The organism is Bacillus sp. GZB, from assembly GCF_001975995.1.
In the GTDB taxonomy this organism is placed as follows: Bacteria; Bacillota; Bacilli; order Bacillales; family Bacillaceae; genus Bacillus; species Bacillus velezensis.
In genome coordinates this window covers 693,587-706,835 of the sequence record NZ_MTQG01000010.1, presented here as the reverse complement: position 1 = coordinate 706,835, position 13,249 = coordinate 693,587, and the positions used below count along the sequence as shown (strand labels likewise).

General features: G+C 46.0%; 16 protein-coding genes and 1 pseudogene. 8 read left to right on the top strand and 9 right to left on the bottom strand.

Going from position 1 to position 13,249, the window contains the following annotated elements:
- Positions 1-42 precede the first annotated feature (42 nt).
- On the top strand, positions 43-519 hold the full coding sequence (locus BXO87_RS03780) for a hypothetical protein (protein WP_007409680.1): 477 nt from the start codon (positions 43-45) through the stop codon (positions 517-519).
- Here the strand turns inward: BXO87_RS03780 and BXO87_RS03775 are convergent.
- The gene (locus BXO87_RS03775) at positions 514-1,842 is read right to left on the bottom strand and encodes a PhoH family protein (protein WP_007409679.1); all 1,329 of its coding nucleotides are present in this window, start codon (positions 1,840-1,842) and stop codon (positions 514-516) included. The genes BXO87_RS03780 and BXO87_RS03775 overlap by 6 nt on opposite strands.
- Positions 1,843-1,996: 154 nt before the next feature.
- Here BXO87_RS03775 and BXO87_RS03770 point away from each other — a divergent pair, with 154 nt between their 5' ends.
- Together BXO87_RS03770 and BXO87_RS03765 are read left to right on the top strand one after the other, a co-directional pair.
- Positions 1,997-2,620 carry a YhcN/YlaJ family sporulation lipoprotein gene (locus tag BXO87_RS03770; RefSeq protein ID WP_012117484.1) on the top strand — a complete coding sequence of 208 codons (624 nt, stop codon included), beginning with the start codon at positions 1,997-1,999 and terminating at the stop codon, positions 2,618-2,620.
- A gap of 102 nt (positions 2,621-2,722) precedes the next feature.
- Positions 2,723-2,932, top strand: a complete 210-nt coding sequence (locus BXO87_RS03765) for a YlaI family protein (RefSeq protein ID WP_007409677.1) — start codon at positions 2,723-2,725, stop codon at positions 2,930-2,932.
- 41 nt (positions 2,933-2,973) lie between these two features.
- On the opposite strand, the gene BXO87_RS03760 is transcribed toward BXO87_RS03765, so the two are convergent.
- Together BXO87_RS03760 and typA are read right to left on the bottom strand one after the other, a co-directional pair.
- Positions 2,974-3,294 (bottom strand): YlaH-like family protein, encoded by a 321-nt coding sequence (locus BXO87_RS03760; protein WP_007611192.1) that lies wholly within the window; start codon positions 3,292-3,294, stop codon positions 2,974-2,976.
- Between the two features lie 56 nt (positions 3,295-3,350).
- Positions 3,351-5,189: a translational GTPase TypA gene (gene typA / locus BXO87_RS03755; protein WP_007409675.1), complete on the bottom strand. Its 1,839-nt coding sequence runs from the start codon at positions 5,187-5,189 to the stop codon at positions 3,351-3,353.
- Between the two features lie 111 nt (positions 5,190-5,300).
- Here typA and BXO87_RS03750 point away from each other — a divergent pair, with 111 nt between their 5' ends.
- Positions 5,301-5,489 carry a YlaF family protein gene (locus BXO87_RS03750; protein ID WP_003154504.1) on the top strand — a complete coding sequence of 63 codons (189 nt, stop codon included), beginning with the start codon at positions 5,301-5,303 and terminating at the stop codon, positions 5,487-5,489.
- Between the two features lie 311 nt (positions 5,490-5,800).
- Complete coding sequence (locus BXO87_RS03745; protein WP_038457901.1) at positions 5,801-6,418, top strand: hypothetical protein; 618 nt, start codon at positions 5,801-5,803, stop codon at positions 6,416-6,418.
- 38 nt (positions 6,419-6,456) lie between these two features.
- On the opposite strand, the gene BXO87_RS03740 is transcribed toward BXO87_RS03745, so the two are convergent.
- Positions 6,457-6,750 (bottom strand): anti-sigma factor family protein, encoded by a 294-nt coding sequence (locus tag BXO87_RS03740; protein ID WP_007611188.1) that lies wholly within the window; start codon positions 6,748-6,750, stop codon positions 6,457-6,459.
- Positions 6,747-6,881 (bottom strand): annotated as a pseudogene (locus BXO87_RS03735) (RNA polymerase sigma factor); the annotation flags it as partial. The gene BXO87_RS03740 and the pseudogene BXO87_RS03735, both read right to left, overlap by 4 nt.
- A 365-nt stretch (positions 6,882-7,246) precedes the next feature.
- Between BXO87_RS03735 and BXO87_RS03730 the strand changes: the two are divergent.
- Positions 7,247-8,812, top strand: a complete 1,566-nt coding sequence (locus tag BXO87_RS03730; protein WP_032874795.1) for a M4 family metallopeptidase — start codon at positions 7,247-7,249, stop codon at positions 8,810-8,812.
- A gap of 51 nt (positions 8,813-8,863) precedes the next feature.
- Here the strand turns inward: BXO87_RS03730 and BXO87_RS03725 are convergent, their stop codons facing one another.
- From BXO87_RS03725 to BXO87_RS03710, 3 genes are all read right to left on the bottom strand, one after another.
- Positions 8,864-9,316: a GNAT family N-acetyltransferase gene (locus BXO87_RS03725; RefSeq protein ID WP_038457898.1), complete on the bottom strand. Its 453-nt coding sequence runs from the start codon at positions 9,314-9,316 to the stop codon at positions 8,864-8,866.
- The gene (suhB, locus tag BXO87_RS03720) at positions 9,303-10,100 is read right to left on the bottom strand and encodes an inositol-1-monophosphatase (RefSeq protein ID WP_017417710.1); all 798 of its coding nucleotides are present in this window, start codon (positions 10,098-10,100) and stop codon (positions 9,303-9,305) included. Before suhB ends, BXO87_RS03725 begins: the two co-directional genes overlap by 14 nt.
- Positions 10,101-10,233: 133 nt before the next feature.
- Complete coding sequence (locus BXO87_RS03710; protein ID WP_007409669.1) at positions 10,234-10,422, bottom strand: hypothetical protein; 189 nt, start codon at positions 10,420-10,422, stop codon at positions 10,234-10,236.
- Between the two features lie 236 nt (positions 10,423-10,658).
- On the opposite strand from BXO87_RS03710, the gene BXO87_RS03705 reads away from it, so the two are divergent.
- A complete protein-coding gene (locus BXO87_RS03705) occupies positions 10,659-11,291 on the top strand; it encodes a DUF1054 domain-containing protein (RefSeq protein ID WP_007409668.1) in 633 nt (210 codons plus the stop codon).
- Between the two features lie 34 nt (positions 11,292-11,325).
- Here the strand turns inward: BXO87_RS03705 and BXO87_RS03700 are convergent, their stop codons facing one another.
- Positions 11,326-11,592 (bottom strand): UPF0223 family protein, encoded by a 267-nt coding sequence (locus tag BXO87_RS03700; protein ID WP_038457897.1) that lies wholly within the window; start codon positions 11,590-11,592, stop codon positions 11,326-11,328.
- Positions 11,593-11,771: 179 nt separating this feature from the next.
- Between BXO87_RS03700 and BXO87_RS03695 the strand changes: the two genes are divergently transcribed.
- Positions 11,772-13,244 (top strand): aminotransferase class I/II-fold pyridoxal phosphate-dependent enzyme, encoded by a 1,473-nt coding sequence (locus BXO87_RS03695; protein WP_015239787.1) that lies wholly within the window; start codon positions 11,772-11,774, stop codon positions 13,242-13,244.
- Positions 13,245-13,249 lie beyond the last annotated feature (5 nt).

Genomic DNA, 13,249 nt, shown 5'->3' with positions numbered 1-13,249 from the left:
CATGCGAAAACTTTTATACTTTAAGTAAAGGGGGGCTTCACCATGAGCGTTATTCAAGTAAAAGGCAATGTTACATACCCGATTACAATTGATCCGAGTGTCTGGATTTTCGATGACCGCAAGTTTCCGTTTGAAAAAAATCAGCCCGTTCATCCGGACGGCTCTGCAGAAACCCAGGAGCATACGCTTGATCCGGAACGGGTGATCAGAGAAGGGCGCATTTCGCCGCCGACTTTAAAAAGCGAAAAACGTTATGAAAAAGAAAGACTGATGAACGGCAGCTTCGCCATGAAGCTCGGCGCTGTTTTAGCAAATGCCGAGCCGAAAGAAAGCGCTGTCCTGTGCGCATTTATTTCAAAATCAGAAAGAACCGAAGTGCCGCTCGAAAAGGCGATGGACGCAATCGCGCATTTCAGCGATGCGGGGAAACCCCTTCAAGACGGCGGCCCGGTCCATTTTTACGTGGACGGAGACTTTGAAAAACCGATAACGGGCGTCACAGAAATCGAAGTTTTATAACAAATCGGCGGCAAGCTGTGCAAGGCCGGATCTCTCACCTTTCACAAGCTTCACGCTGCCGGAGACGGTTTGTTCTTTAAACCGTTCTACAACATAAGCAAGTCCGTTGTTTAAACTGTCTAAGTATGGGTGATCTATTTGCTCCGGATCGCCCATCAGGACAATTTTGCTGCCCTCTCCCACCCGAGTCAAAAGCGTTTTGACCTCGTGCCTCGTCAAATTCTGAGCCTCATCAATAATAATAAACTGATCCGGAATGCTTCTTCCCCGAATGTATGTCAGCGCCTCCACCTGAATCGATCCGATTCCTGCCAAAATCGCTTCAAGTTCACCCGGCTTTTTCGCATTGAATAAAAATTCAAGATTATCAAAGATCGGCTGCATCCACGGCTTGAGCTTTTCCTCTTTTTCGCCCGGCAAATATCCGATATCCTTTCCCACCGGGACGATGGGACGCGCGACGATCAGTTTTTTATAAATCCCGAGATCCTCCGTCTGCAGAAGCCCTGCCGCGAGAGCAAGCAAGGTTTTACCCGTTCCCGCTTTTCCGATCAGGGTGACAAGCGGGATATCTTCCCTCAGCAGGAGCTCAAGCGCCATTGTCTGCTGGACGTTCTTCGGCCTGATACCCCATACGTGCTCATCATCGAAAACGAGTCTTTTTACGGTCTCGCCTTTCTTATCTGTCATGCCGACCGCAGACGAAGATCCTCCTAATTCATCTTTCATCAGCACAAATTGATTCGGATAAACCTGATGCTGCTGAAGCTCCTTGACTGAAATTTGTTTGTTTTTATAAAACGAGGCAAACCGCTCTTTATTCATAAATATATCTTTGTACCCGCTATATATTTCATCATGGTCAACGACTCTGTCGTTTAAAAAGTCCTCCGCCAAAAGCCCGATGGCATCCGCCTTTACCCTGACAAGCACATCTTTGCTGACCAGGATGACGAGGCGGCCGTTTTCTTTCGTTTCCTCCTCAAGGCTTAAATTTTTTGCCACCGCCAAAATGCGGTTATCATTCGTTTTTTCGATAAAAATTTCTTGGAGCTGGTGAAACGACCGGTGGTTCAGTTCAATTCTGAGCGTTCCTCCGCTTTCAAGCGGAACTTTTTCGTGCAGCCTTCCTTTCTCCCTGAGCCCGTCTATCAGCTTAGATACGTGCCTCGCATTTCTCCCGACCTCGTCCATATACCGCTTTTTTGAATCGACCTCTTCCAGCACGACGGCGGGGATGACAACTTCGTTTTCTTCAAAGGAAAAAATGGCGTTAGGATCCTGCAAAAGTACATTCGTATCTAACACATAAATTTTACTCAAGTCTCAGCCTCCTGAAATAAGGATCAAAGCCCATCGTGTGCTTCTCTTTCCGCGAATAACGGGGATGCCTGCTAAAATATATGATTTGGTGCATAAAGATAGAAGGTTAATTCAACAATAAAATAAATGAAAGCATTCAAGGAGGAAATCTGACGTGCGAATTCTTTTCATTATCATACAAGCCTTGTTTATCCTTACCGGCTGCACTGCTGTACAGGACGGCCGCGGCCGCAATATTCAGAACGAATCAGCCGATCAGCGCGATGCAAAACCGATCCATGTGAAAAATACGGCTCCTGAGACAGCTGAAAATCCCGGCCGGACAGACATCGCTAAGCATCTCGTCGAGGTAACCGAAAAAATCCCCGGCATTTCAGATGCCACCGCGGTTGTACTCGGAAGATACTCCGTTGTCGGTATCGATGTGGATGACAATTTAGAAAGAAGCAAAGTGGAGAGCATTAAATACACGGTTGCCCAGGCGTTAAAAAACGATCCTTACGGTGCCAATGCCGTTGTCGTTGCTGATCCTGATACGGTTTCCCGCCTGAGAGGCATGGGCAGCGACATTAAGGCCGGCCGCCCCGTTTCAGGCATTTTGGACGAACTTGCCGCCATCGTCGGTCGTGTCATGCCGGAAGTCCCGAATGATGTGACCGACAATGAAAAAGAATCACCGACTCAATCGAATGATGATCAGCTGAACCAAAGAGACCAGAACAAGTTGCAGAACGAACAGAACGATCAATCGGATCATCATATGAAAAACCGCCGGTAAAAAGCAGCGCCCGCTCCAAAGGAAGGGCGCTGCTTTCTTTCCCTTTGGCAGGAGGGGCATCCATGATATAATGCTTGTCATAGTGAAAGAGGTGAAAAATCAATGAGAGTAAAATGTTCCATTTGCGACAAAATCGAACAAATTGATGATGAAACACTGACAGCCAAACGCCTCCGCAATCGTCCGATTCATACATATATGTGCCGGGAATGCCATGACCGAATCAAAGTCAAAACGGAGGCGCGGCTGAATACTGGACACTTTTCCTTTCATCCCGGACAAAAAGCGAAAAAAGATAAACTAAAAAAATAAACCGAATAAAAAATGACCCGCCGGAAGGCAAGGTCATTTTTTTATTGCGGTTTAGCTGACTGGCTTTTTTTGGACTGGTGCAGACGGATTTTGTAAACGATCAAAATCAAGGCGGCGACAACAAGCCCTTCTCCGACCGGCAGAAACACACCGAAAAAAGTCAGTACGGTGCAGCCGAGCACGAGAAAGAGATAAACTGCCGCAGCCTTCAACACCGGCAGCCGTTTGGCAAAGCCGAGTTTAAATACAATCACTGAAAGCACGACGATCGTTCCGTATAACAGCCACATTCCCGTCAGCGGATGCTCATCCACTTGGTAAAGAGCCGCAAAGAACGACAGCCGTTCACTTACTTCATTCAAAAGGATCCCCCTCCCCTTTTCCGTTCGGGTTCTACCTCTTCAAATTCTGCAAGTGATTAAGACATTCCTGCTGTTTTTTTCTTTTTCGCCGCTTTTTCACGTTCGTTTTTATTCAAGATTTTCTTTCTTAAACGGATGGATTCCGGCGTTACTTCACAGTATTCATCTTCGTTTAAGTACTCGAGTGATTCTTCAAGCGACATAATGCGCGCTTTCTTAATCGTAGTCGTTTGATCCTTCGTAGCGGAACGGACGTTTGTCTGCTGTTTCATTTTGCTGACATTGACGACAAGGTCATTGTCACGGTTATGTTCGCCGACAATCATGCCTTCATATACTTCTGTTCCAGGCTCAACGAAGATGACGCCGCGGTCTTCAATACCTTGAATTCCGTAAGATGTCGCTTTTCCGTTTTCCATGGAAACGAGCACACCCTGACGTCGGCCTCCGACTTGGCCTTTTTGCATCGGCTGATAGCTGTCAAACGTGTGGTTCAGGATACCGAACCCGCGTGTCAGTGACAGAAACTCAGTAGAATAGCCGATGAGTCCGCGTGAAGGTACGGTAAAGATCAGGCGGACCTGGCCGTTTCCGTTATTAATCATATCAAGCATTTCGCCTTTTCTCGCACCCATTGATTCCATAACAGAACCGGTATGCTCTTCAGGCACGTCAATCTGTACGCGCTCAACAGGCTCGCAGCTTACGCCGTCGATTTCCTTAATGATAACTTCAGGTTTAGACACTTGAAGCTCATAGCCTTCACGGCGCATGTTTTCAATTAAAATGGACAGGTGAAGCTCACCGCGTCCTGAAACAACCCATGCGTCAGGTGATGCAGTCGGTTCGACACGAAGACTGACGTCTGTTTGAAGCTGCGCGTTCAGACGCTCTTCAATTTTGCGGGCTGTGACATATTTGCCTTCACGGCCTGCAAACGGGCTGTTGTTTACAACAAATGTCATTTGAAGCGTAGGCTCATCAATGCGCAGAACCGGCAGCGGCTCATGGTGGTCAGCCGGACAAACCGTTTCACCGACGTTGATGTCTTCCATGCCCGAAACGGCAACGAGGTCTCCCGCTCTCGCTTCTTCAATTTCCACGCGTTTCAATCCTTGGAAACCGAAGATTTTCGTTACGCGAAATGATTTTACCGTTCCGTCAAGTTTCATCAATGAAACCTGCTGACCCACTTTCATCGTGCCGCGGAAAACGCGTCCGATACCGATACGGCCGACATAATCATTGTAATCAAGCAGCGCCACTTGGAATTGAAGAGGCTCTTCAGCGTTATCTACCGGGGCAGGGACATGTTCAAGAATCGTTTCATACAGTGATTCCATATTTTCGTCCTGCTTTTTCGGGTCCAGACTTGCCGTTCCGTTAATCGCAGAAGCGTAGACGACAGGGAACTCAAGCTGTTGTTCGTTTGCGTCAAGCTCGATGAACAAATCAAGCACTTCATCAATGACTTCTTCCGGACGGGCGAAATCACGGTCGATTTTGTTTACGACGACAACCGGATTTAAGTTCTGCTCAAGGGCTTTTTTCAGTACGAAACGGGTTTGCGGCATGCAGCCTTCATATGCGTCAACGACTAACAGAACGCCGTCAACCATTTTCATAATCCGTTCTACCTCTCCGCCGAAGTCGGCGTGTCCCGGAGTGTCCAAAATATTAATGCGTGTATCTTTATAGTTAATCGCAGTATTTTTCGCAAGAATTGTAATACCGCGTTCACGTTCAAGATCGTTTGAATCCATTGCGCGTTCGGCAATATTTTCGTTGGCACGGAATGTTCCGGCTTGGTGAAGCAATTGGTCTACCAAAGTCGTTTTCCCATGGTCAACGTGGGCAATAATCGCGATGTTGCGAAGATCGTTTCGAAGTTTCACATTTTCATCTCCTAAAAAAATTAGATAACTTTCATATTATACCACACATCCTCTTTAAAAGCGTTACGTTTTTCTGTAAACTGAAAGTATGACGTTAAAGGGGATGGAAATATGAAAAAATTGAATTGGCTCTTATTATTATTTGCATTCGCAGCAGTCTTCAGCATGATGCTGATCGGCGTATCAATCGCTGAGAAAAGCGCATGGGGCATCATCGGAAGCATTGTTCTCGTTATCGCCATGATGGGAAGCGGTTTCACCGTAAAGAAAAAAATGCGCGAACAGGGACTGCTTGATTAAAAGCATGACCCTTTGCAAAATTCCGTAAACATGAAAAGCACAATATCTAATGAAGCCTGAATCAAAGATTCAGGCTTTTTTACATCCTCAAAACAGGCTTTAGATGTAAGGCTTATCTCCCCCGCCGCCTAGTCAGGAAGCCGGAAATGACGGCCCCCACTCTAGTTACATCAGCAGATTCCCTCAGAAAATGAAGTCTGAAATAGTCCGGCATCGTTATGCAGAAAATACCATACCTCCTATATCAATTCCATCATTGACTTTTTATACTTGTGGCTGTAAGCAAATACACATGACAAGGAGAGAACGAAATGAAAACATCTTTTTTGAAGAAAACCGCTGTAACTGCCGCCGCAACCGCCTCAGCCGCCTTGCTTGCATTCAGTCCGCTTGATTCTGCCGGCGCAAAAACGATCCAGGCAAATGAACCGCATGTCCTGCAGGCTTCCGCAGAGAAAACACCGGAAGACGCGGCAAAACTCATTGACATCATCAGCCAATCGATTTACGAAAAAGACGGTGTCTATTATTTTGACGGTGAAAAAGCGGTTGAATTGGGATTAGATCAAGAACAAGCCCAGATCATTCAAAAGCTGTGGGACAGTTCAACCGAGTTTTTAACCGTTCTTTCCCAATGTATTGAGAAAACGGACGGCGAATATACATTTAATAAAGAAAAAGCGGTGGAGCTCGGCTTTACGGAAAAAGAGGCCCTTATCGTTGATCAGCTGTTCACCGCTTTTTCCCAAAGTCTTCATATCCTTCAATCTGCGCTGATTGAAGAAGACGGTGTGTTTACGTTTGATCAGGACCTTGCTGAAAAAGCAGGAGCAGGAAAAAAAGAAGCAAAGCTGTGTGCCGGATTCTTTAATTCACTGCCCCAGGAATTACTTGAAGGCATTTATACAGCCTTTCATCCGGCTGAGTAAACGGATTAAAACGCCCGGTCATTCAGCCGGGCGTTTTTTTAAATCAGCAGTTTAAGGATCAGCATGATAAAGAAAACAGCGCCGAACATACAGGCTGCTTTTATCAGCAGTTTCCCGTAATACCGTTCCTTAAACCGCCTTTCTTCTTCTGCATAACAAGCTGGCGCCTTCATCTCAGGGCTGCCGAGGTCAAGCGGCTCCTTCATCATATGATATAAACTCCCGCACTTACCGCATGATTCAAGATGGCGGGAAATAAACCGCTCCGTTTCTGTTTCACAATCGCCTTCAATATATAAAGGGAGTAAATCTCTCACTAAACAGCAAGTCATATCTGTCCGTCCTTCCTTTTTTCCGCCAAGTGCTGTTTCAGCTGCATTCTTGCCCTGTACAGGGTGCTCTTCACCTTCGAAAGACTCCAGTCCAAAACATCAGCAATCTCTTCGTAAGACAGCTCTTGAAATATTTGTCGAAATGCTGAATAAAATGACTGAAAATCTCTGACATCTGAAACAATCTTTTCGTTTATTAAGGCCTCACCCGTTTAGACAAACGGCTATAAAAAAAGTTTTACAGATCGGAACATTTTTCCCCTATCATTTTTCCCGACTTCATTTGTCATTTTTTTCAGAATAAATCGCATCATTCGACTCATGTCTGATTCAACACGTGCCTCTCGGCTTATCCCCCGATGCTGGCCGACGGAAGCCTTTCCGGGACGATTCTATCAATTCATCAGCGGAGTCTAGTTTTATATTGCAGAATGAGAGAATGCTGGTTTATTATAACAATATAAGTTTTCATTATTTTCAAAAAGGGGGATTTATTGTGGGTTTAGGTAAGAAATTGTCTGTTGCTGTCGCCGCTTCCTTTATGAGTTTAACCATCAGTCTTCCGGGTGTTCAGGCCGCTGAGAATCCTCAGCTTAAAGAAAACCTGACGAACTTTGTGCCGAAGCATTCTTTGGTGCAATCTGAATTGCCTTCAGTCAGTGACAAAGCAATCAAGCAATACTTGAAACAAAACGGCAAAGTCTTCAAAGGCAACCCTTCTGAGAGACTGAAGCTGATTGACCACACGACTGATGATCTCGGCTACAAGCATTTCCGTTATGTGCCTGTCGTTAACGGTGTGCCTGTGAAAGACTCACAAGTCATTATTCACGTCGATAAATCCAACAATGTCTATGCGATTAACGGTGAATTAAACAACGATGCTTCTGCCAAAACGGCAAACAGCAAAAAATTATCTGCAAATCAGGCGCTGGATCATGCTTTTAAAGCAATCGGCAAATCACCTGAAGCCGTCTCTAACGGCAACGTTGCAAACAAAAACAAAGCCGAGCTGAAAGCAGCGGCCACAAAAGACGGTAAATACCGCCTCGCCTATGATGTAACCATCCGCTACATCGAACCGGAACCAGCTAACTGGGAAGTAACCGTTGATGCGGAAACAGGGAAAGTCCTGAAAAAGCAAAACAAAGTGGAGCATGCCGCTGCAACCGGAACAGGTACGACTCTTAAAGGAAAAACGGTCTCATTAAATATTTCTTCTGAAAGCGGCAAATATGTAATGCGTGATCTTTCTAAACCTACTGGAACGCAAATTATTACGTACGATCTGCAAAACCGACAATATAACCTGCCGGGCACGCTCGTATCAAGCACTACAAACCAGTTCACAACTTCTTCTCAGCGCGCTGCCGTTGATGCGCATTACAATCTCGGCAAAGTGTACGATTATTTCTATCAGACGTTTAAACGCAACAGCTACGACAATAAAGGCGGCAAAATCGTATCTTCCGTTCATTACGGCAGCAAATACAATAACGCGGCCTGGATCGGCGACCAAATGATTTACGGTGACGGTGACGGCTCATTCTTCTCGCCTCTTTCCGGTTCAATGGACGTAACGGCCCATGAAATGACACATGGTGTTACACAGGAAACAGCCAACCTGAACTATGAAAATCAGCCGGGCGCTTTAAACGAATCCTTCTCTGATGTATTCGGATACTTCAACGATACTGAGGACTGGGATATCGGTGAAGATATTACGGTCAGCCAGCCGGCTCTCCGCAGTTTATCCACTCCGACAAAATACGGACAGCCCGACCATTACAAAAATTATCGAAACCTTCCGAACACTGATGCCGGCGACTACGGCGGCGTGCATACAAACAGCGGAATTCCGAACAAAGCCGCTTACAACACGATTACAAAAATCGGCGTGAAAAAAGCGGAGCAGATTTACTATCGCGCACTGACGGTATATCTCACTCCGTCATCAAACTTTAAAGATGCAAAAGCAGCTTTGATTCAATCAGCGCGGGACCTTTACGGCTCTCAAGACGCTGCAAGCGTAGAAGCGGCCTGGAATGCGGTCGGCTTGTAAACAAGAAAAGAGACCGGAGAAATCCGGTCTCTTTTTTATATCTGAAACATTTCACAATGGCTTCACCATGATCATATATGTCTTTTCCCGATCGTCTTTTTCAAGCTTGAGCTGTTCAAAGCCGCATTGGCTTAAAAACAAAACCCATCCCTGCCTGTCCAGGGGAACGGCTGAAAACATTGCTTTATGCTCCCCTCTCAGCCGGCCCGCAATCTCTTCAATGACCGCGCGTCCGATTCCTTTCTCTTTTGCCTCCGGAGCGACGGCAACGGTTCCGAGCCACGGTTTTCCGTTTGAAGGGGCCCATTCCAAATGAAAACTGACGGCGGCAGGAGCGCCGTCAATCTCCCATACGAGCCACGTTCCATTGTACATGGAGTATGCAAGCATAAACTCCGCCGCATTTTTTGTTCCGAACTCTTCGTTTTTCCACACCGGGTGTGATGCCGCCAGCTGCTCCAGAAAACCGAGATCTTCTTCTTCAAAATCTCTACCTGTCAGCATGTAAATAGTCGTCAAAGATAATTTTATGTATTGCCGGATTGCCCGCAAGCACGCTGTGGTTGTCTAAAAACGTAAACGGTTCGCCGTCTGTGGTCGTGTAAATGCCCCCGACTTCGTTCAGCAGCACGCAGCCGGCAGCGTAATCCCACGGCGCGAGCCTCATCGTAATGTATGCGTCAATGCGGCCGGCCGCAACACTGGCCAGCTCAAGTGCCGCCGAACCGTAGGAACGCGTTCCTCTGACCCGTTTTACGAGCGGCGCCAAAATACTCGGGTCAATCCTTCTGTTTTCCGTCACCCATGTGGCATTGATTGCAATAATGGCTTCTTCAATGGAAGCTTCTTTTAAAGGAGCAAGCGGCGTATTGTTCAGATAAGCTCCTTTTCCGCTGAATGCGTGATACAGCTCGTCCTGCATCACATCATAAATTAAGCCGATTTTGCCTTTTCCGTCTTCAAAGATGCCGATGGAGATCGCGAAGTGCCGCTTTTGATGGACAAAATTCATCGTTCCGTCAATCGGATCAATAATCCAGACGATTCCGTCAAGGGAGCGGAGCTTATCTCCCTGCCCTTCTTCTCCGAGAATCCGGTGTCCGGGAAAAGTTCCCTGTATACGGTCAATGAAAAAGCGTTCCGTCTCTTTATCAATATTTGTGACTAAATCATTCGGATTTGATTTTGTTTCAATCGTCAAGCTTTCCTGCATGGATTGTCTGATTCTCGTTCCGGCTTCTTTTACCCATTTTTTTGCGATATCATCAATTTCCGTCCAATTTGTCATACCGTGTACCTCTTTTCTATGTATAGCTTATTCTATAGCATACTGATAAAGGCGATGAAAAAGCAAGGAAAATGAAAAAAATGCCTTCTCACGTAAAAACGAACCATTTCCTGCGGTTCGTTTTTACTATTCTTTATCCGTTAAGCCGAATCCATTCTTTTCTGAGACGTTCCAGTTTTCTTTTGCTGAGATCGATTTGATCCGCATTCTCTTTTTGCATGGCCTCATACAGGGTTGCCAATTCATAATCAACCTCTAGTCTCCAGACAGCTACACGGTTATTTTTTTCCTCCCTGAATCCTTCCTTCACCACTTGCCTCATTGTCTTTCGCCCCTTCCAGAGATCATTTGTTAAAAAAGCATCCCATTTTTCCAATTTATTAATGATACTTCTTATATCGTATGGAAACTTATATTCGGCTGTAACAACATTCTTAAAATTGTGTGTTTACCTATTCGTTTTTTACCACCAATCCTCTCGGCTCAAACGTTCTCAATGTTTTTGCGGCCGGCGGCGGCTGTGGTAAAATATGAATACTTACGATAAGGAGGAAAAAGATGACTCAGATGCGTTTTACAAAAGAAGACTTCGATACATTTACAATAGAAGGTTTAGATCCGCGCATGGAGGTGTTAAAAGAACAAGTCCGTCCAAAGCTGACCTTGTTAGGAGAGCATTTCGCACCGACATTGTCAGCATTGACAGGAGATGAAATGTTCCCGCATGTCGCCAAGCACGCGAGAAGATCTGTCAACCCGCCGGCTGACAGCTGGGTTGCCTTTGCCAACAGCAAACGCGGGTATAAGAAACTCCCTCACTTTCAGATCGGTTTATGGGACACCCATATGTTTGTATGGTTTGCCATCATTTATGAATCTCCGATAAAAGAGGAATACGGCAGATTGCTGGAAGCGAAGCAGGAGGACATCACAAAACAGATTCCCGGTCATTTTGTATGGTCCCCGGATCATACGAAGCCAGGTGCGTACAAGCAGTCCGACATGGATCAGGAGCAGCTGAAAACATTATTTGAACGCCTGCAGACAGTGAAAAAAGCAGAGCTTTTGTGCGGCATTCAGCTGCAAAAAGAAGACGTGATCAACATGAACAACAATGAGTTCCTGCAAACCATTGAAGATGCTTTTAGGAAGCTTTCCTTTTTATACACACTGACTCAGAAAGTCTCATAACATAAAAAGCGGGCCGATTGCCGGCTCGCTTTGTCTACATTTTGATCATCGCTTGATCTGATTGTTTCGCCTGTTTCACAGTCCGATAAGGGGAATAGGTGCTGTCAGCTTCAAATTGGCTGCAGATTTTCTTTTCTTCCGCTTTCCCGGGAACGATTTCTTTAAAGCGGCGGTACGCATTCAAAAGCCTGTCCCGGTCAGCTCCTTTTTCATAGGCGTTTTCCACCTGCTGAAAAAAAGCAATGACATCCACGGCCTCCTCTGTCGTCCAGTCCTCATTCATCGGATATTGATATTCCAAATGTCTTCACTCCTTTATAATCATGCTCAAAATAAGCATCTTCCATAGATCATAAATTGTTCTTTACTTTCTTTCAAGTTCATAATATAATTCATTTGTTTTACGTTTAAAAAACGGGTAATAAAACTGAATGTAATACAAACTAATCCGTAGGTATTATGATAAAGGTGGGAAAACAATTGCCGCAACATGAAACACCCCTGTACAGCGGACTGAAAAAGCACGCGGACAGACAGCCTGTCCAATTCCACATTCCGGGCCATAAAAAAGGCGCGGGAATGGACCCGGAATTCAGACAATTTATCGGAGAAAACGCGTTAAGTATAGATTTAATTAATATCGAACCTCTGGATGATTTACATGCGCCAAAGGGCATCATTAAAGAAGCCCAGGATCTGGCCGCGGAAGCATTCGGCGCAGACCATACCTTCTTTTCCGTACAAGGGACGAGCGGCGCCATTATGACGATGGTCATGGCCGTATGCGGACCCGGAGATAAAATCATCATCCCGAGAAACGTTCATAAATCCATTATGTCGGCCATTGTATTTTCCGGAGCGGTGCCGATTTTTATACACCCGGAAATTGACGATGAGCTCGGAATTTCTCACGGCATTACGCTTGAGTCCGCAGAGCGGGCTTTGACGGAGCACCCTGACGCAAAAGGCCTGCTTGTCATAAATCCGACGTACTTCGGTGTGGCAGCGGACTTGAGCAGCATTGTAAAGCTCGCGCATTCTTTCGATGTGCCTGTGCTTGTCGATGAAGCGCACGGCGTGCATATTCATTTTCATGATAAGCTCCCTCTGTCCGCCATGCAGGCGGGCGCTGATATGGCAGCCACAAGCGTGCACAAATTGGGAGGCTCCCTGACGCAGAGCTCCATTTTAAATGTGAGAGAAGGTCTTGTTTCCAAAGAAAGAGTACAGTCGATTTTAAGCATGCTGACGACAACGTCAACATCCTATCTGCTTCTCGCTTCACTGGATGTCGCAAGAAAGCGCCTCGCTACAGAAGGCCGCGATCTTCTTGAAGATACGATTCTGCTGGCGGATCAGACACGGGAACGCCTCAATCAAATTGAAGGCATCCGCTGTGTCGGCGAAGAAATCACAGGGTCTAAAGCTGCATTCAGTTATGATCCGACTAAATTAATCATTTCGGTCAAAAACCTCGGCCTGACGGGCCATGACGTTGAAAAATGGCTCCGCGAATCATATAATATCGAAGTCGAGCTGTCCGATTTGTATAATATTTTATGTATTTTCACCCCCGGAGACAGAGCGGGAGATGCCGACCGTCTTGTAAGCGCGCTTACAGACATTTCAAAACAGGCTTCCGACAATGACTATGCTCATCAGCAAACCGAAGTTCTGCTTCCTGAAATTCCTCTGTTAGCGATGACGCCAAGAGACGCGTTTTACGCAAATACGGAAGTCATTCCGTTAAAAGAATCCGCGGGACGGATCATCGCAGAGTTTGTCATGGTGTACCCGCCGGGAATTCCGATCTTTATTCCGGGTGAGATCATTACTGAAGAAAATATCAGCTACATTTTTAAAAACTTGGACGCCGGCCTTCCTGTGCAGGGTCCCGAAGATGCAACGCTTGAAATGATCAGAGTCATCAAAGAGCAAAAAGCCATCCAATAAACATA